Origin of the sequence: Alkalihalobacillus sp. R86527 (assembly GCF_042466185.1) — a bacterium.
In the GTDB taxonomy this organism is placed as follows: domain Bacteria; phylum Bacillota; class Bacilli; order Bacillales; family Guptibacillaceae; genus Guptibacillus.
This window is the reverse complement of sequence record NZ_JAXHBW010000001.1, coordinates 754,752-772,460: the sequence shown is the minus strand read 5'-3', so window position 1 is coordinate 772,460 and position 17,709 is coordinate 754,752. Positions and strand designations below refer to the sequence as shown.

The 17,709-nt window shown below is 41.2% G+C and carries 19 protein-coding genes and 1 tRNA gene; 3 read left to right on the top strand and 17 right to left on the bottom strand.

The window, feature by feature from the left end; all coding sequences use genetic code 11:
• Nucleotides 1-26: 26 nt before the first annotated feature.
• The 11 genes from SJY16_RS03895 to SJY16_RS03845 form a co-directional block, all read right to left on the bottom strand.
• A complete protein-coding gene (locus SJY16_RS03895) occupies nt 27-776 on the bottom strand; it encodes an alpha/beta hydrolase (protein WP_377892050.1) in 750 nt (249 codons plus the stop codon).
• 235 nt (nt 777-1,011) lie between these two features.
• Nucleotides 1,012-1,242 carry a preprotein translocase subunit SecG gene (gene secG / locus SJY16_RS03890; protein WP_377887768.1) on the bottom strand — a complete coding sequence of 77 codons (231 nt, stop codon included), beginning with the start codon at nt 1,240-1,242 and terminating at the stop codon, nt 1,012-1,014.
• A 137-nt stretch (nt 1,243-1,379) separates the two neighbouring features.
• Nucleotides 1,380-2,669 (bottom strand): phosphopyruvate hydratase, encoded by a 1,290-nt coding sequence (gene eno, locus SJY16_RS03885; RefSeq protein WP_377887766.1) that lies wholly within the window; start codon nt 2,667-2,669, stop codon nt 1,380-1,382.
• A gap of 24 nt (nt 2,670-2,693) precedes the next feature.
• Nucleotides 2,694-4,226, bottom strand: coding sequence for a 2,3-bisphosphoglycerate-independent phosphoglycerate mutase (gene gpmI / locus SJY16_RS03880; RefSeq protein WP_377887765.1), 1,533 nt, complete (start codon nt 4,224-4,226; stop codon nt 2,694-2,696).
• Nucleotides 4,219-4,980 (bottom strand): triose-phosphate isomerase, encoded by a 762-nt coding sequence (gene tpiA, locus SJY16_RS03875; RefSeq protein ID WP_377887764.1) that lies wholly within the window; start codon nt 4,978-4,980, stop codon nt 4,219-4,221. Before tpiA ends, gpmI begins: the two co-directional genes overlap by 8 nt.
• A 33-nt stretch (nt 4,981-5,013) precedes the next feature.
• Nucleotides 5,014-6,198 carry a phosphoglycerate kinase gene (locus tag SJY16_RS03870; RefSeq protein ID WP_377887763.1) on the bottom strand — a complete coding sequence of 395 codons (1,185 nt, stop codon included), beginning with the start codon at nt 6,196-6,198 and terminating at the stop codon, nt 5,014-5,016.
• Between the two features lie 149 nt (nt 6,199-6,347).
• Nucleotides 6,348-7,355 carry a type I glyceraldehyde-3-phosphate dehydrogenase gene (gene gap / locus SJY16_RS03865; RefSeq protein ID WP_377887762.1) on the bottom strand — a complete coding sequence of 336 codons (1,008 nt, stop codon included), beginning with the start codon at nt 7,353-7,355 and terminating at the stop codon, nt 6,348-6,350.
• A gap of 57 nt (nt 7,356-7,412) precedes the next feature.
• Nucleotides 7,413-8,441: a sugar-binding transcriptional regulator gene (locus tag SJY16_RS03860; protein ID WP_377887761.1), complete on the bottom strand. Its 1,029-nt coding sequence runs from the start codon at nt 8,439-8,441 to the stop codon at nt 7,413-7,415.
• A gap of 153 nt (nt 8,442-8,594) precedes the next feature.
• Complete coding sequence (locus tag SJY16_RS03855) at nt 8,595-8,831, bottom strand: glutaredoxin family protein (RefSeq protein WP_377887760.1); 237 nt, start codon at nt 8,829-8,831, stop codon at nt 8,595-8,597.
• 154 nt (nt 8,832-8,985) lie between these two features.
• On the bottom strand, nt 8,986-10,275 hold the full coding sequence (gene rpoN, locus SJY16_RS03850; RefSeq protein WP_377887759.1) for an RNA polymerase factor sigma-54: 1,290 nt from the start codon (nt 10,273-10,275) through the stop codon (nt 8,986-8,988).
• A gap of 324 nt (nt 10,276-10,599) precedes the next feature.
• Entirely contained in the window at nt 10,600-11,091 is a 492-nt protein-coding gene (locus SJY16_RS03845; protein ID WP_377892048.1) for a hypothetical protein, read from the bottom strand.
• Between the two features lie 68 nt (nt 11,092-11,159).
• Between SJY16_RS03845 and SJY16_RS03840 the strand changes: the two genes are divergently transcribed.
• From SJY16_RS03840 to clpP, 3 genes are all read left to right on the top strand, one after another.
• A tRNA-Arg gene (locus SJY16_RS03840) sits at nt 11,160-11,238 on the top strand.
• 139 nt (nt 11,239-11,377) lie between these two features.
• Entirely contained in the window at nt 11,378-11,764 is a 387-nt protein-coding gene (locus tag SJY16_RS03835) for a YhjD family protein (RefSeq protein ID WP_377887758.1), read from the top strand.
• Nucleotides 11,765-11,929: 165 nt separating this feature from the next.
• Nucleotides 11,930-12,514: an ATP-dependent Clp endopeptidase proteolytic subunit ClpP gene (gene clpP / locus SJY16_RS03830; RefSeq protein ID WP_377887757.1), complete on the top strand. Its 585-nt coding sequence runs from the start codon at nt 11,930-11,932 to the stop codon at nt 12,512-12,514.
• Nucleotides 12,515-12,551: 37 nt separating this feature from the next.
• Here the strand turns inward: clpP and SJY16_RS03825 are convergent, their stop codons facing one another.
• From SJY16_RS03825 to trxB, 6 genes are all read right to left on the bottom strand, one after another.
• Nucleotides 12,552-12,806, bottom strand: coding sequence for an HPr family phosphocarrier protein (locus tag SJY16_RS03825; protein ID WP_377887756.1), 255 nt, complete (start codon nt 12,804-12,806; stop codon nt 12,552-12,554).
• Nucleotides 12,807-13,042: 236 nt separating this feature from the next.
• Nucleotides 13,043-13,984, bottom strand: coding sequence for a DNA-binding protein WhiA (whiA, locus tag SJY16_RS03820; RefSeq protein ID WP_377887755.1), 942 nt, complete (start codon nt 13,982-13,984; stop codon nt 13,043-13,045).
• Between the two features lie 45 nt (nt 13,985-14,029).
• Complete coding sequence (locus SJY16_RS03815) at nt 14,030-14,995, bottom strand: gluconeogenesis factor YvcK family protein (protein ID WP_377887754.1); 966 nt, start codon at nt 14,993-14,995, stop codon at nt 14,030-14,032.
• Between the two features lies 1 nt (nt 14,996).
• Complete coding sequence (rapZ, locus tag SJY16_RS03810) at nt 14,997-15,887, bottom strand: RNase adapter RapZ (RefSeq protein ID WP_377887753.1); 891 nt, start codon at nt 15,885-15,887, stop codon at nt 14,997-14,999.
• A gap of 52 nt (nt 15,888-15,939) precedes the next feature.
• The gene (locus tag SJY16_RS03805) at nt 15,940-16,413 is read right to left on the bottom strand and encodes an 8-oxo-dGTP diphosphatase (RefSeq protein ID WP_377887751.1); all 474 of its coding nucleotides are present in this window, start codon (nt 16,411-16,413) and stop codon (nt 15,940-15,942) included.
• A 283-nt stretch (nt 16,414-16,696) separates the two neighbouring features.
• Nucleotides 16,697-17,647 (bottom strand): thioredoxin-disulfide reductase, encoded by a 951-nt coding sequence (trxB, locus tag SJY16_RS03800; RefSeq protein WP_377887750.1) that lies wholly within the window; start codon nt 17,645-17,647, stop codon nt 16,697-16,699.
• Nucleotides 17,648-17,709 lie beyond the last annotated feature (62 nt).

Sequence of the window (17,709 nt, the reverse complement as noted above, 5' to 3'; positions counted from 1 at the left end):
CACCTTCCTTCAATTAAGTTAACGTGTTACTCTTTCCAATCGAGTCCGTTAAGGAAATCGAGCACATCTTTATGAAGTTCTTCTTTTTCTTTTCCTAGCGTAATGGCGTGTGTGGAATTCTCATACCATTTTAAACTTTTCTCATCTGACTCAATGTTGTTATGAATCACATTAGCACTATCTGTGTTGATCATTTCATCATGTCTTGCTTGTACAACAAATGCAGGTGCATAAATCATATCGATGTTTTCTCTCACATCGTAGATTAAGTCTCGAAGTTCGCCGAGAGTATTCATAGGTGTTTCTTTGAACGCTTCCATTTCTTCTTCAATTTGTTCAGGAGATTTACGTTCATACTTTTTATATTCCCTCGCATATGCGAGTACACCTTCAAACATCGTCTCTTCATCTTTCATATCCATTGGAGCGCACATGGGTACGATTCCCTTTACAGGAACAGTATAGCCGAGCTTAAGGGAAAATACGCCCCCGAGGGATAATCCTACAACGGCGATTTCTTCATATCCCATTTCCTTCAACTTGTTATACCCTTCTTCTACGTCTTTCCACCAATCAGTAGGACCCGTATGTACTAATTCTTCTGGTGGCACGCCGTGCCCTTTATATTGTGGAGCGTGACATGTATACCCTTGCTCCTGTAAGTATCTTCCCATCATACGAACATCAGCTGAATTTCCAGTAAAACCATGGAGCATCAATACCGCCCTATTGCCTCCTTCAAATGTAAACGGCTTTGGTGCAACAACTTTCATGATGTGTTCCTCCTTCTAAAACTCTACCTATCATGTAGCTTTTCCTTTGATTTAAATGATTATAAATTCTATCTGCATTTTACCTTTTTCGTCAGGGAGGCTAAAAGGAACGTGCTCCTTTTAGTTTCGTACCCTGATTCATTATGTAGAAAACCCTATTGTAGCCTTGTGTATCACAATCTATCACTTTTGAAAAATAAAAAAACAGCAAGTGGTTCATCACTTGCTGCCTCCTGCGTTACACGAGATACGCCACTAAAATAGAAAGAACAAAGAATAAAACGGCGAGTACTACCGTCACTTTATTTAATACGGCTTCAAAACCGCGGGCTTTTTGCTTTCCGAATAACTGTTCAGCGCCACCAGTAATCGCTCCGGATAAACCTGAACTTTTACTAGATTGAAGCAATACTACAGTGATGAGTAAGACCGATACAATGATTAACGCAATAGATGCTGCTAGATGCATGATTCCACCTCCCGGACATTAACCTTCCAATACTATAAATTTACCACAAAAATTTCAATAAAAGCAATAAATTTTGGAATACGTCGTTCTAGCCTAAAACAAAACCCCCTCATGGTTATGAGGGGGATTACCTGACCTTACTTATTAGAAAGGTTATAGAAGCTTGAACGACCACCATATACTGCAAGATGCTCTAGCTCATCTTCGATACGTAAAAGTTGGTTGTATTTAGCTACGCGATCCGTGCGAGACGGTGCGCCTGTTTTAATTTGTCCAGCATTCGTCGCAACAGCGATGTCAGCGATCGTTGTATCTTCAGTTTCACCAGAACGGTGAGAGATAACAGCTGTGTAACCAGCACGTTTCGCCATTTCGATTGCTTCGAATGTTTCGGTAAGTGTACCGATTTGGTTCACTTTGATAAGGATTGAGTTACCAACGCTGCGCTCGATACCTTCAGAAAGTTTGTTTGTGTTTGTAACGAATAGATCGTCACCTACAAGCTGAACTTTCTCACCAAGTGCTTGAGTTAGCTTCTCCCAGCCTTCCCAATCGTTTTCATCTAGACCATCTTCGATGGAGATGATTGGGTACTTTTCACAAAGTTGGCTATAGAATTCGATCATTTCGTCAGAAGTCTTCACTACGCCTTCTCCAGCAAGGTTGTATTTACCGTCGCTGTAGATTTCAGAAGATGCTACGTCTAGAGCAAGCATTACTTCTTCACCAGGCTTATAGCCAGCTTTTTCGATTGCTTCGATAATCGTTTGAATTGCTTCTTCGTTTGAACCAAGGTTAGGAGCGAATCCGCCTTCGTCACCAACAGAAGTGTTAAGTCCTTTTTCTTTAAGAACACCTTTCAAGCTGTGGAAGATCTCTGCACCAGTACGTAGTGCTTCCTTGAAAGAAGGTGCTCCAACAGGCATAACCATGAATTCTTGGATGTCTACGTTGTTATCAGCGTGCTCGCCACCGTTAAGGATATTCATCATAGGTGTTGGAAGAGTTTTTGCATTGAATCCACCAAGGTACACATAAAGTGGTAATTCAAGTTCTTCAGCAGCTGCACGAGCTACAGCCATTGATACGCCAAGGATTGCGTTCGCCCCTAGTTTTGCTTTGTTGTCAGTACCGTCCATATCGATCATCATGTTGTCGATTCCTAGTTGGTCATAAATGCTCATGCCTACTAGTTCAGGAGCGATTGTTTCGTTAATGTTAGCTACAGCTTTCTCTACACCTTTACCTAGGTAACGGCCTTTGTCGCCATCACGAAGCTCTACTGCTTCGTATTCGCCAGTGGATGCGCCAGAAGGTACCATAGCGCGTGCTTTAACGCCCGCATCTGTAAATACTTCTACTTCAACTGTTGGATTGCCGCGGGAGTCAAGGACTTCGCGTGCATAAACGTCAGTAATGATTGGCATAATGTCATCTCCTTTTAATTTAGGTTACTTAATTAACGATTTTCCTGTCATTTCTTTAGGTTGATTTCCACCTAGTAGTTCAAGAAGAGTCGGAGATAGGTCCGCAAGAATACCATCTGTACGAAGTTCTGCTCCTTCTTTTGTCACAATAACAGGTACGGGACTCGTTGTATGAGCGGTCATTGCATCACCATCGAGTGTTGTCACTTCATCAGAGTTCCCGTGATCAGCGGTAATGATAGCATTTCCGCCTTTTTCTTGAATTTTATCAACGATCTTACCTAGACATTCGTCAACAGCTTCAATGGCTTTGACTGTAGGTTCGAGCATTCCGGAATGCCCCACCATGTCTGGGTTAGCAAAGTTCAATATGATTGCATCATGTTTATCCGCATCAAGTTCTTTCAGTAACGCGTCCGTTACTTCATAAGCACTCATCTCCGGCTGTAAATCATAAGTTGCAACCTTAGGGGAGTCGATCAAAATACGTTCTTCCCCTGGGAATTCCTCTTCACGTCCACCACTAAAGAAGAACGTTACATGAGGGTATTTTTCAGTTTCAGCAATACGAAGCTGAGTATAATCTTGTTGAGAAAGTACCTCACCAAGGGTGTTATCAAGGTTGACTGGTTTGAAAGCAACGTCTGCACCCACTGTTTCACTGAAGTGTGTCAATGAGACGAAGTGAATGTCTTTTGGACGATTTTCGCCACGGTCAAATCCTCGGAAATCTTCATTTGTAAAGACTTGTGAAATCTGAATTGCTCGGTCGGGACGGAAGTTAAAGAAGATGACTGCATCTTCGCTATCTACCGTCGCAATTGGAGAGCCGTCTTCTTCAGTTAGTACTGAAGGAAGAACGAACTCATCATAGATTTCATTCTTATAGTTATCATCGATAACTTCAAATGGGTCTTTGTATGAAGGACCTTCACCATAAGCAAGCGCCTGGTAAGATTTCTCCACACGATCCCAACGCTTGTCACGATCCATTGAATAATAACGGCCTGAAATTGTTGCAAGGCGGCCTACTCCAAGGTCGTCCATTTTGTCCTGGAGCTGTTTGATGTAAGTCTTAGCAGATTGCTGACCAACATCTCTTCCATCTAGAAAGCCGTGAACATACACATTCTTAACATCTTTCTTAGCTGCGAGCTCAAGTAGAGCAAAAAGATGTTTGATATGACTGTGGATTCCACCGTCTGAAAGAAGTCCGAACAAGTGTAGGCTTGTTCCTTTTTCCTTCGCGTGATCCATCGCATCAATAAATGTTTGGTTCTCGTAAAAATCGCCTTCTTTGATAGCAAGGTTGACTCTAGTCAAACTTTGATAAACGATACGGCCAGCACCAATATTCAAGTGCCCAACCTCAGAATTCCCCATCTGTCCTTCTGGAAGACCAACAGCTTCCCCTGAAGCTTCAAGAGTTGCGTGTGGGAACTGATTCCAATAGCGGTCAAAATTCGGCTTATTCGCCTTTGCTACTGCATTTCCTTTCTCTTCATCTCTTAGGCCAAAGCCATCGAGAATAATGAGAGCATTTGGTTTCTTAGGCATTCTGACCAGCCTCCAAAAGCTGTAGGAAAGATTTCGCATCTAGACTAGCGCCCCCAACTAGAGCACCGTCGATGTCAGATTGACTCATAAGTTCATCGATATTAGCAGGTTTCACACTGCCACCATACTGAATTCGAACAGCATTTGCAGTCTCTTCAGATGTTTCTTCTTTAAGGACGTTACGAATAAATGCACATGCCTCATTCGCTTGCTCACTTGTAGCAGTTTTACCTGTTCCAATTGCCCAGATAGGTTCATATGCAATAACAGACTGAGCGACCTGCTCATTCGTAAGGCCTGAAATCGCTTTTTGTACCTGTACTTTCACTACCGCTTCCATTTCGTTGCTTTCACGCTGTTCTAGTGATTCCCCAACACAAATGATCGGTGTGATGTTATGTTTGAACGCTGAATGTGCTTTTTGGTTAACGATTTCGTCCGTTTCACCGAATAGCTCACGACGTTCAGAGTGACCAAGGATGACATATTCTACGCCAAGATCATTAAGTGCAACAGGGCTGATTTCACCTGTGAAAGCCCCATTTTCCTCAAAGTGCATATTTTGTGCACCAGTCATTAGCGCATTGTCTTTAAGCTCATCCGTTAGATAATCAAGGAAAAGAGCTGGAGCACAGACGACTGAATCCACGCGGTCGGCACTTGGAATTAGTCCTTTTACTTCATCAACAAAGCTTTTCGTCTCAGTAAGTGTTTTGTTCATCTTCCAGTTCCCTGCGATGATTGGTTTACGCATGTTCACTCACCATCCTTTTGGTAGTAATGTAATTTATTTATCGTTTAGTGCAACGACTCCAGGAAGGTCTTTCCCTTCCATAAACTCAAGAGATGCACCGCCGCCAGTAGAGATATGGCTCATACGATCTGCATAGCCAAACTTCTCAACAGCTGCTGCGGAGTCACCGCCGCCGATAATTGAATAAGTATCGTTCGCATCAGCAAGTGCTTCTGCTACTGCTTTCGTACCATTTGCATAAACATCAAGTTCAAATACACCCATAGGGCCATTCCAAATAACTAGCTTGGAATCTTGAATAACGTTTTTGTACGTTTCTCTTGTTTTCGGTCCGATATCAAGAGCTTCCCAGTCAGAAGGGATTTCTTCGATGCTTACAGCTTTCGTATTCGCATCGTTTGAGAAATCATCGCCAATGATAACGTCCTGTGGCATATAGAAATTAACGCCTTTTTCTTTCGCTTTATCCATGAATGACCTTGCAAGCTCAATCTTATCTTCTTCAAGAAGAGATTTACCAATTTCATGGCCAAGAGCTTTAACGAATGTATAAGCAAGACCGCCACCGATGATCAGGTTGTCCACTTTATCAAGCAAGTGATCGATAACGCCGATCTTATCTTTTACTTTCGCTCCTCCAACGATCGCTGTGAATGGGCGAGAAGGTTCTGTTAGCGCACTACCAAGTACTTCAAGCTCTTTCTCCATTAAGAAACCAGCTACCGCAGGAATATGATGAGCGATACCTTCAGTTGAAGCATGTGCACGGTGAGCAGCTCCAAATGCATCATTTACAAAAAGATCTGCCATATTAGCAAATTCTTTTGCAAGGTCAGCGTCATTCTTCTCTTCGCCAGCTTCGAAACGTACGTTTTCGATCAATAGAAGTTCGCCTTCTTGAAGATCTCCGATTGCACGATTCACTTCATCACCATAAACTGCGTCCGTTTTAGTAACTGTTTTACCAATAAGGTCGCTTAGGCGATCAGCAACAGGATCTAGACGAAGTTCAGCAACAGCCTCACCTTTTGGACGACCAAGATGACTTGCCAGAATCACCTTCGCTCCCTGTTCAGAAAGATACTGAATTGTAGGAAGTGCTGCTTTAATGCGTGTTTCATCTGTGACGTTACCCTTATCCATAGGTACGTTGAAATCAACGCGGCAAAATACCGTTTTACCTTGCAAAGCTACGTCACGAATCGATTTCTTGTTCATACGGGGATTCCTCCTTTGCACGTTTTAATGAGGATAAAATACTCACATAAAATGTGGCGTACTGATTATTTATCCTAAAACAGAGCTAAAAAAACCAATGGAAAAGGAGGAAGGCTCCTGACTTCCTCCCCCACTATTCACAATTCCTATTATAGCCCTTTTGATGCAATGTAGTCGACTAGATCTACTACACGGCTAGAATAACCCCACTCGTTGTCGTACCAAGAAACAACTTTAACCATATTACCATCAATGTTCATTGTAGAAATTGCATCTACGATTGAAGAATGAGGGTTACCGTTGTAATCTTTTGATACTAGTGGCTCTTCGCTGTAACCAAGGTATCCTTTAAGGTCACCTTCAGCAGCTTCTTTTAGAGCAGCGTTAACGTCATCAACTGTAACGTCTGCATCAAGCTCTGCTACTAAGTCTACGATTGATACGTTAGGAGTTGGTACACGCATAGCCATACCATTCAACTTACCGTCAAGCTCAGGAAGTACTAGAGATACTGCTTTAGCAGCGCCTGTTGATGTTGGAATGATGTTTTCAGCAGCTGCACGAGCACGACGATAATCTTTATGTGGAAGATCAAGAATTTGCTGATCGTTCGTGTAAGAGTGAACTGTTGTCATAAGACCACGCTTAATACCGAACTTGTCGTTCAATACTTTAGCAACTGGTGCTAGACAGTTAGTTGTACATGAAGCGTTTGAAAGTACGTGATGATTTTCTGCATCGTACTTGTCTTCGTTAACACCAAGAACAACTGTGATATCTTCGTTCTTAGCTGGAGCAGAGATGACAACTTTTTTAGCGCCTGCTTCAAGGTGCTTAGCAGCGTCTTCACGGTTTGTGAAGCGACCAGTAGATTCAACAACTACATCTACTCCAAGGTCTCCCCAACCAAGTTGTGCAGGGTCGCGCTCAGAAAGAACTTTGATTTCTGAACCGTTAACTACAAGGTTCTCACCGTTAACTTCAACTTCAACGTTAAGTTCACCGTGAATTGTATCGTATTTTAGAAGGTGTGCAAGCATGTTTGCATCTGTAAGGTCGTTAACTGCTACGACTTCTACATTTGGGTTATTAAGTGCTGCACGAAATACGTTACGTCCGATACGTCCAAAACCGTTAATACCTACTTTTGTTGCCATTGTATAATTCCTCCTTGAATGTTCCTCGTTTCCCGAGGTATCTTATAATTTTATTTATTAAAGGGAATTTCCCTCTAGTAACGCTTTTGCTGCTCCCTCATCAGTGACGAGGATGCTTTGAATGCCAGTTTTCAGATAAGCCTCAATCGCATTTGCTTTTGAATGGCCACCTGCAACCGCAATAACCAGCTCACTTCGTTCTAAATCTTCTAACTGTAGTCCAATGGTTTTCACTTTGTGTACAACATCTCCGGATTGGTTGAAATAGTATCCAAACGCCTCCGCAACAGCTTGGTTTTGTTCGATTTTCTCTAAAACCTCACTTGTTGATTTACGCCGCACAGCCATTGTTTTAGCATCTCCAATCCCATGAACCACAATACTGGCAGATTTGATAATCTCAAGGATTTCCTTGACGCCTGGCTCTTCGATTAATGACTGGTATGCTTCTTCACTAAGTTGATCTGGAACATGAAGCAAACGATAATCTGTATGGGCTTTTCGTGCCATCTTCGCGCAAATTGTGTTAGCCTGGTTTTCAACCTGTTCGCCAAGACCACCACGTGCCGGTACGAATAATGTTCCATCCATATCTGGAGAGGGAATCATCATATCAGCAACACTCGCGAGTGTGGTACCGCCAGTAACAGCTATAACCTTACTTTGAAGCTGAAACCTTTTGAGGCGTCCCACAGCGGCTCTGCCCATCTCTTTCTTTACCCAGGGAGTCACATCGCTATCACCGGGTACAATAAGTACTTCTGGAATACCAAGTTTGTCTTTTAACTGTTCTTCCAAGTTATCAAGACCAGAAACTTCGTTCATAACAGGTTCGAGCTCCATTAATAGTTGCTCACCCTCCTCAGTAAGCTGCATGCCCTGAATCGACATATCAAGCAAACCTTGATCTTTCAGGAAAGTCACTTCACTCCTAAGAACTCTTTCTGTTATATCCAGATTGTTCGCTAGACTTCTACGTCCAATAGGCTGCGTGAGTCTCAGTTGCCTGAGAACACGGTAACGCTTGTTCATGACTTCTAGAAGGTCTGGTAATAGTTTTTGTTGAAGTGCGAGTAATGAGCGCATTGTTCGTCTCCCCTGCAGTCCTTTTTTTCTTCATGAGACGTATTATGTCCCGGTCAGACATTTTCAGTCCCACCTGAATCAAAAAAAGAACGTCTTACAAATTTCATTGTAGCAGTTGCCAACTACATGGGCAACTATGTTATACTGAAAATTTTAAAGTAAGCGTTTTCTTATATTTTTTCTTGATATTCGGCCATAATCTACGATTTCACCATCTACTTCAACTACCGGAATCATCACCATAAACTTCTCAAGCAATGCATCGTTCTGATAGATATCTACTGATTCGATCGTGAAATCCACTTCAGTTTGAAGATCCTCAAGAATCGAATAAGCTTCATCACAAAGAGGGCACGTCTCTTTCGTGTATAACATAACCGTTTTACTCATTACTTAAACCCCTTTCCAATACCATTCTAACCTTTCACAAATAAACCACGCAAAGAAACAGCTGCGTTGCAGCTGTTACCTTGTAGAAACACCCTAGTCTATATTCTCCCTATACCTTAGGAATTTGAATGCTTACTTTCCTGCGGACGAATGCCTATAAAAAACGTTTCCTCATTGATGAGCCAGGTATGTTTAATTCTTCACGATATTTCGCGATTGTTCGTCTCGATACCTTGATACCTTTTTGTATATGAAGAGCCTCCACGATTTTCTGATCGGACAGTGGCTTCTTCTTATCTTCTTGTTCAATAAACTCTTTTATCAATATTTTCACACTAGAGGATGATGTTCCACCATCTGTTTCTCCAGCTAAACGTGAAGTAAACAACTCTTTTAATGCAAATAGACCATGAGGAGTTTGAACATACTTGTTCTTGATCGCTCGACTGACTGTTGATTCATGCACACCTGCTTCAATAGCTACTTCCTTAAGCGTGAATGGCTTCAGTTCGCTGAGTCCCGTTTGAAGAAAGGGACTTTGACGCGCTATGAATACCTCCATAATCGAGCGTAGCGTTTGTTTCCGCTGTTCAATACTCTTTATCAGCCAGTTGACTTGCTGATATTTACCTCTTATATAATGAGCTACTTCGCCTTTTTCAAACGATTGGTAGGCTTTGCTTATTTTCATAGAGGGCAAATCATCATCTAGTAATTTAATCGTGTATGTTCCATCATTCTCTTGAATAATGATGTCCGGGGCAACGTAATGTGTTTTATCCGTATACCACTTTAACCCTGGCCTTGGATCTAGCCTAGCGATAACATCCGATGCTAATTGAATATCCTCAAGGTTCACTTGATATTCTTTTGAAAGCTCTCGAAACTTCCTTTGTGCTAGCGCTTTCAAATTTTCTCTTGCAAGCTTACGAGCAAGCATATCGATAGGCGAAGTGGAATGAATCTGTAAACAAAGACACTCCCCTAAATTACGGCCACCAATTCCTGGCTCAAGTGATTGCAATACATGAACGGCATCTTCAAATTCACGATCAGTCAATCGAAACTGTGAGATAACCTCTTGATCGCGAGTTAGTAAGTATCCAGTTTCATCTATATTATCTATCAAATAATGGATAACCTTTGCTTGGTGATGCGATAGATTCAAACATCGCACTTGTTCATGGAGCTCATCGTTCAAACTTTTTCCTCGTTCTGCTACATAGTCTAGCGGATCAGTGCGTTCGCCCCCGTATGAGTTTTTCAAACGAATGCCTGCTTCCCATGACGGCGTCTGGAGTTCAATAAGAGGATTCTCAAGCGCCTCTTCTTTAATATATTCCATCAACTCTATAGTCGAATATTGAAGAATGGCTATTGCCTGACGCAATTGAGTTGTCATTACGAGTTGCGTTGTCTGTTTTTGTATTAATCCTAATTCCATCGCAATCCCTCCACCTTTATCATACTATATTGATTCAGCTTATGGTATGAGGAAAACGATAATGACCTGAATTTTCAATCATTTACCAAGTTATGTGCCTCCTTTTCATAAAAATAAGCAATGCGCCCACTCAATCCCCTATGATTCGACATACACTGCTATACAGAGAGAAAAAAAGGAGGCAAAAACCATGGATTTAACTGTATATGGTATTGCTTTGCTTCCAATCATCATTGGAATTGTCCAACTTTTTAAGGTGTTTGGTTTTCCGGCTAGGTTTCTTCCTTTGCTTTCAGTTGGGGTAGGAATCGTCATGAGCTATATTTATATTGACCCGGATTTCAAAAAAGCCTTTTTAATTGGACTCTGGCTAGGGTTATGCGCTTCTGGTATGCATTCAGGCTTAAAGCATACGATGAATGGAGCAAGCAAAAAACCAGTTGACCGAGAAAATGACAAGCCCGTTAAGAAGCAATAATCTCTAATTTTCAAGAGTGGACAAGGTTCACTCTTTTTTTTGACTTGTTTTTCTTCTTCAAGATCCAACCAACTAAGCATCTCTTTCACAACGTTATTCAGCTTTGTCGTAACGACCTGAGTTCCGTACACCTTCTTCGCATTCTCAATGGTTTCTATCACTTTAGGTTCAAATTGAATCAATGGCTCGTCTTCTTCTGATTCATTGTACAATTCAACGACCTTCTCAAGTCCCTCAGTAATACGATCGATCGCATCACTTAATGACTTACTTTCTTCACGTTTTACCTTCAACAAAACCCCTACTTTCACCATATTTATAGCCTTAGTGTTTGTCACTTTCAACCAAAAAATCACCTTGCAAAAAAAATACCGTTCACGTATAATAATCCTTGCGCTCAACATATGCGCCCGTAGCTCAGTAGGATAGAGCGGTGGTTTCCGGTACCACGTCTGTCGGGGGTTCGAATCCCTCCGGGCGCACCAATTACATAATTCTAATCCCCTTTCATCTGGAAGGGGATTTTTTGCGTCTTCAACCAATCGGAACGAGTGGGTTCTTGACGTCTCATTCGTCTCATAGTATTGTAATATCAAACATATGTTCTTATAGGCGGTGAAGATCATGTTCCGATTAAATAAAGAGGAAGCAAGTGCTGTTCGGGATTATTTATTGCTTCCTTATGTTAAAAAGGTACTGGAACTCGATGCTGCATGGATTAATCACTCTAAGATGAAGCTTCCACGCCCTTATTTGGAACTGATCAACCAGGCTTTTTCTCTAGCTTCAACAGACCTAAAGGATGCAAAGTCAGTTCTTCATAGGCAAAACATCACTGCTTCAGTTCAGGATACTAAGGAAGATATGGTCGTTTATCTAGTCTACTGTCGCGGATACAACCAAACATATCGGTATACATCAGTCCAAATTAGAAACCTAGTTGAGAGAAGAATTGCAGGCTACTTTTTAACTGATCATCGATTTAAAAAAAGACAGGTTCGTTCTGTTTAAAACGAGTGATAGCGGGGAAAATGGAGGTATGTAGAAGCAGCTAATGAGTAGCTTCAAAATAAATGGTTAAAAAGAACAGCACTTTATTTGACCTATATTGACCTTTTCGGTATGATGAACTTACAGCAACTACATATTTGAATGAATATAAGGGAGGAATTTTTAATGGTATTAATTCCAACGGTTATCGAACAAACAAACCGCGGTGAAAGAGCTTATGACATCTACTCTCGTCTTCTTAAGGACCGCATTATTATGCTTGGAACGGCAATCGACGACAACGTTTCTAACGCAGTCGTAGCACAGCTTCTTTTCCTTGCTGCAGAAGATCCAGACAAAGATATCTCTCTTTACATCAATAGCCCAGGTGGATCAATCACAGCTGGAATGGCAATCTACGATACAATGCAATTCATTAAACCAAAAGTGTCTACCATCTGTATCGGAATGGCTGCATCAATGGGAGCATTCCTACTTGCGGCTGGTGAGCCAGGTAAACGTTATGCTCTTCCAAACAGTGAAGTAATGATTCACCAACCACTAGGTGGTACGCAAGGTCAAGCTTCTGATATTGAAATCCATGCGAAGCGTATTATCCAAATGCGTGAGAAGCTTAACAAAATTCTTGCAGAGCGTACTGGTCAACCTCTAGACACAATCGACCGAGATACTGATCGTGACCGTTTCATGGAAGCAAATGAAGCGAAAGAATACGGCTTGATCGATGAAGTTATGGAGAAAAAAGCATAGTAAACAAAAAGGTTGCCGTCACGGCAACCTTTTTTCTTTAATCTTTTTGAATGAACTCAATGAGAGAGGATACAGCTTCCTCTTCATCATTTCCATCAACTGTAATCACAACAGAAGAGCCAGAGCCTACTGCAAGACTCATGATCCCCATAATACTCTTCGCATTAACTTTTTTACCGTCTTTTTCAAGAAAGATATCGGAGTTATATCGATTTGCCTCTTGTACAAAAAGTGCGGCAGGTCTTGCTTGTAATCCTGTTTCTAACGTAACAACAACTTCTTTTTGAACCACTTTTCCATTCCTCCTTAATTCATAAAGCCTTTATTCTCTTGTAAGAAAGCGCTATCTTAAATAATGAAAAAAAATAAGTATATGCCCTTCTTTATTCATTTATTCAGATTCTCTCAACAGGATTCCATTTAATTTGAATTATAAACTTCATGGATATTTTTATGTTTAAGTAGAATCAAGACGCCTTATAGAAAATCAAGCCCGCACCACTCGCGCAGGCTTTTCTTTTCTAACGCTTATGTTATTGGTTTCCCTGCACGGAGCTTTTCAGCTAACTGGTCGATCTTACGCAGCCTATGATTGATTCCAGACTTACTGATCGCACCTCCAGTTAACATTTCTCCAAGTTCCTTAAGGGTTACATCCTGGTGCTTAACTCTTAGTTCAGCAATTTCTCTTAATTTATCAGGAAGGATTTCTAACCCAACTTCATTCTGAATAAATCGAATGTTTTCCACCTGTCGGAATGCAGCACCAACTGTTTTATTTAAATTGGCGGTCTCACAATTCACGATACGATTAACTGAGTTTCGCATATCTTTCATAATTCGTACGTCTTCAAAGTACAGTAGCGCCTGGTGAGCACCTACTACACTTAAAAACTCTGTGATTTTTTCGCCTTCTTTAATATAAACGATATATCCTTTTTTCCGCTCGAGCATTTTGGCATTCAGATCGAACTGATTCATAAGCTCACACAACGACTCGGTATGCTCTTCATACATCGAAAATATCTCTAAATGGTAGGAGGTTTCTGGGTGATTGATCGACCCTCCTGCGAGAAAAGCACCTCTTAAGTATGCCCGTTTGCAACAGGCTCGCTTTGTAAAATCACTCGGGATTGTTCTCGTGAACATGAACGCATTGTCCATAATTCCAAGATCTTCAAGTAGATCTCTTGCTTTAGCAGACACACGAACGATATAGACATTATTCTTCTTGAGACGCATCTTCTTACGTACAAGTAATTCCACATCGTAATTATATAGTCGTTTGATAAGCGTATAAATTCTTCTCGCAATCGCAGCATGTTCAGTGGGAATATTAAGAATCAATTGTCTGTTTCCAAATGATATCGATCCGTTCATCCTGATAAGGGCTGCGAGTTCTGACCTCGAGCAGCACGGTTTACTTTCGAGCTGTGTTAATTCTTTCTTTGTATCGGCAGCAAATGACATCGCTATCCCCCCTTTACCATGCAGGGGCCCATTGACCCATTACCATTATTTCTTCTTTTCTAATAAAGATAATAGAATAGAAGAGATTTTAATGGCATCGTGACGTACATACTTCTCATCATATTGAATAATTTTATCACTGATTACTTCAAAACCAAAGCTCTTTAGCCTATTTTCGTCATATTGCACAACTTCTGCATGCTCTTTTGCATAACGCTTTGCGTAATAGGGTGGAATTACTTGTTTGTTTACAATAATCGTTTCAATAAGTTTGTGGTCAATATGATCAATGAGTGCCTGTACATGGTCACTTGCAGTATAATTTTCTGTTTCACCTTGCTGGGTCATTACGTTACACACATACACTTTACGAGCATTGGATTGACTAATTTCATCTGCAATACCAGGAACAAGCAAGTTTGGTAGTATGCTCGTATAAAGACTACCTGGTCCAAGCACGATTAAATCAGCGTTTCGAATCGCATCCAAAGAGTCTGGCAAAGCTTTTATTCCAGGAGGTGATAGAAAAACTTTCTTAATGGTTTTATTCATTTTCGGAATTTGAGATTCACCTTTTACGAACGTTCCATCTCGCATTTCAGCATGTAGGACCACACTTTGATTCGAAGCTGGAAGGACTTTCCCTCGCACATTAAGAACGCGACACATCTCCCGAACGCCTTGGACGAAGTCTCCCGTAATGTCCGTCATAGCAGCTAGCATGAGATTTCCAAGTGAATGACCTGATAACCCGTTACCATTTTTGAAACGATGCTGCATTAAGCCTTCTAACAATGGTTCGACCTCAGCTAAGGCAGTTATTACGTTTCGCACATCACCAGGTGGAGGGATATCAAACTCATCACGTAAGCGACCAGAGCTCCCACCATCATCAGCTACAGTGACGATAGCCGTAATATCGACTGGGAATGTCTTAAGTCCACGAAGCAATACCGAAAGGCCGGTGCCTCCACCAATTACAACAACCTTCGGAAGTTTTGTGTCTGTCATATTATTTGCGACCCTTTCCTTTTTCAATATCCCTGTGTGTAATATTCGTTCGATATTCTGATTCAAAATGATGGCCGATGTGTTCCGCGAAAGCAACAGATCGATGCTTTCCTCCAGTACATCCAATGCCGATGACAAGCTGACTTTTGCCTTCCCTTTTATATTGCGGAAGCATGTATGCCAGCATATCGATTAGCTTATTCAAAAACGTCTGTGTTTCTTTCCACTTAAATACATAATTCGATACTTCTTCATCTACTCCTGTTTTGGGACGCAAGTGGTCAACATAATGAGGATTAGGTAAAAATCGAATGTCGAAAACGAGGTCAGCGTCAATTGGAATGCCGTATTTAAAACCAAAAGACATCACATTTACACCAAAGTTTTCTTTTTCATTTGAGGAGAAACGATCCATGATTTTTTCTCTAAGCTGAATAGGCTTTATATCGCTTGTATCAATGATTTGCTGAGAACGTCCTTTCAGCTCTTCAAGCATCTCCCGCTCTACTTTTATTCCTTCAAGAGGGAGTCCTTCTGGAGCGAGTGGGTGAGATCGCCTCGTCTCTTTATATCGTCTAACAAGCGCTGAGTCACTAGAATCAAGATACAGAATTTCAGCATCTAATCGGTCATTCGTGCGAAGTAAATCTACTGCTTCTAACAGATGCTCAAAGAAATCCCCACCTCGTAAATCCATGACTAGAGCAACTTTGTCTAGTTTCCCTTCGGAGTTTTCGATCATTTCAACAAATTTCGGTAACAATGCTGGAGGTAAATTATCGATACAGAAATATCCCATATCTTCAAAACACTGCATCGCTACCGTTTTTCCGGCACCGCTCATTCCAGTAATAATGACCATATGAATTCGTTTATCTATAAGTTCGGCCATTCTCCCCACTCCATTTCTCATTTCTCGGATTATAATATGGCAATTAGATGTATTACGATGGATCTAGTCGATAAGAAAGCAGTTTGAAGTCAGGTGTATAGGTAAAGGTTCCATAAATAATGCCGTGGCCCTTCATCATGTAATCGAGAATATGATAGTCCCCAGGGGCCATCGGTAGCTCACTAACATCCTCTGAGTTTATCCAAGCTACTTTCCCTTCGGAAGATTGCTCAACAGGTTCTCCATCATATTTAGTGGAGAGGAACGTAAACATCATCCATTCTGATTTAATAACATCATTCTCTTTAATAATAAACGTAAAAATCCCCTTTAGCTTGGGATCTTTTAGATAAACACCAGTTTCTTCTCGGAACTCCCTAATCACCGAATCTCGGATCGATTCTTCTGATTCCATCTTTCCACCAGGTGCAACCCACCAACCACGTCTTGGCTTTTGTAGGAGTAGAACTCGATTATTAGGTTCGTCAAATAAAATACAGTTTGTTACACGTTGCACAATTGTCACCTCAATTCGGCATCTACTTTTTGTACAGGGCTTCTCCCTTAAACCGTACAATCATCTAAATTTCTAATCATAGTATACTATGATTGTTTAGCATGAACAATGTAAGTGGATTATAGCCAAAAAAAAGAGCACGGGCTAAGTCATGCCCGTGCAAAAAGTAACTATTTTAAAAGGGGGTCAAATCTATTTATATTGTACCCCATCATTATTTCATAGCTGTTACAGCAGAGTTAAAAGCGAATTACGCCTCTTCGTAACAGGCACCACCCGCTTTTTGTCGAACTTAGACGAGTGATTTCTTATTAGCGTCTTCAAGGGTTTCGATATAATGCTGAACAGATTGAGCAGCGATACTACCATCACCAGTTGCAGTTACAATTTGGCGAAGCATTTTGTCACGGATATCTCCAGCTGCGAAGATTCCTGGCACTTCTGTAGCCATCTGTTCATCAGTAACAATGTAACCTTCTTCATTAATAATGTTTAAGCCTTTTACTGCCTGGTTCAATGGAAGCATACCGATATAGATAAAGACACCATCTGCTTCAAAGTCTCTTTCTTCTCCTGTTTCTGTGTTCACAAGAACAGTCTTACTCACTTTGCCATTCTCTCCTGCGATTTCTTTCACGGTGTGGTTCCAAATGAAATCGATCTTCTCATTATCAAACGCACGCTGTTGGAGAATTTTTTGAGCACGAAGCTGATCTCGACGGTGAACGATCGTTACTTTTGAAGCAAAGCGAGTTAGATATACGCCTTCCTCAACAGCAGAATCTCCGCCACCTACAACGACTAGTTCTTTGTTCTTAAAGAATGCTCCATCACATACTGCACAGTAAGAAACCCCACGACCACTATACTCTGCTTCACCTGGAACGCCAAGTTTCTTATATTCTGCACCGCTCGTTACGATGACAGCCTTACCTCGGAACTCCTGGTTGCCTGAGACAACGGTCTTGTAGTCTTTATCATCTCTGATTTCTTTCACATCACCGTATTGATATTGCGCACCAAATTTCTTAGCGTGCTCGAACATTTTTGTTGAAAGATCTGGTCCTAGGATATGATCGAATCCTGGATAGTTTTCAACATCTTCTGTATTAGCCATCTGGCCACCTGGAATCCCACGCTCAATCATCAAAACGTCAAGGTTTGCGCGAGAAGTATAGACAGCTGCAGTCATTCCTGCAGGTCCAGCGCCAACAATAATTACATCATATATTTCTTCACTCATGTGTTTCACTTCCCTCACGTCAAAATCTATTTATATTAATTATTAAAAAGTAATATTTCTTA

Coding starts and splice junctions, on each gene's coding strand:
- secG (WP_377887768.1), bottom strand. CDS start 1,242: ATGCATCTAGCAGCATCTATTGCGTTAATCATTGTATCGGTCTTACTC.
- eno (WP_377887766.1), bottom strand. CDS start 2,669: ATGCCAATCATTACTGACGTTTATGCACGCGAAGTCCTTGACTCCCGC.
- gpmI (WP_377887765.1), bottom strand. CDS start 4,226: ATGCCTAAGAAACCAAATGCTCTCATTATTCTCGATGGCTTTGGCCTA.
- tpiA (WP_377887764.1), bottom strand. CDS start 4,980: ATGCGTAAACCAATCATCGCAGGGAACTGGAAGATGAACAAAACACTT.
- SJY16_RS03870 (WP_377887763.1), bottom strand. CDS start 6,198: ATGAACAAGAAATCGATTCGTGACGTAGCTTTGCAAGGTAAAACGGTA.
- gap (WP_377887762.1), bottom strand. CDS start 7,355: ATGGCAACAAAAGTAGGTATTAACGGTTTTGGACGTATCGGACGTAAC.
- SJY16_RS03860 (WP_377887761.1), bottom strand. CDS start 8,441: ATGCGCTCATTACTCGCACTTCAACAAAAACTATTACCAGACCTTCTA.
- SJY16_RS03855 (WP_377887760.1), bottom strand. CDS start 8,831: ATGAGTAAAACGGTTATGTTATACACGAAAGAGACGTGCCCTCTTTGT.
- rpoN (WP_377887759.1), bottom strand. CDS start 10,275: ATGGAATTAGGATTAATACAAAAACAGACAACGCAACTCGTAATGACA.
- SJY16_RS03835 (WP_377887758.1), top strand. CDS start 11,378: ATGTTCCGATTAAATAAAGAGGAAGCAAGTGCTGTTCGGGATTATTTA.
- clpP (WP_377887757.1), top strand. CDS start 11,930: ATGGTATTAATTCCAACGGTTATCGAACAAACAAACCGCGGTGAAAGA.
- whiA (WP_377887755.1), bottom strand. CDS start 13,984: ATGTCATTTGCTGCCGATACAAAGAAAGAATTAACACAGCTCGAAAGT.
- SJY16_RS03815 (WP_377887754.1), bottom strand. CDS start 14,995: ATGACAGACACAAAACTTCCGAAGGTTGTTGTAATTGGTGGAGGCACC.
- rapZ (WP_377887753.1), bottom strand. CDS start 15,887: ATGGCCGAACTTATAGATAAACGAATTCATATGGTCATTATTACTGGA.
- trxB (WP_377887750.1), bottom strand. CDS start 17,647: ATGAGTGAAGAAATATATGATGTAATTATTGTTGGCGCTGGACCTGCA.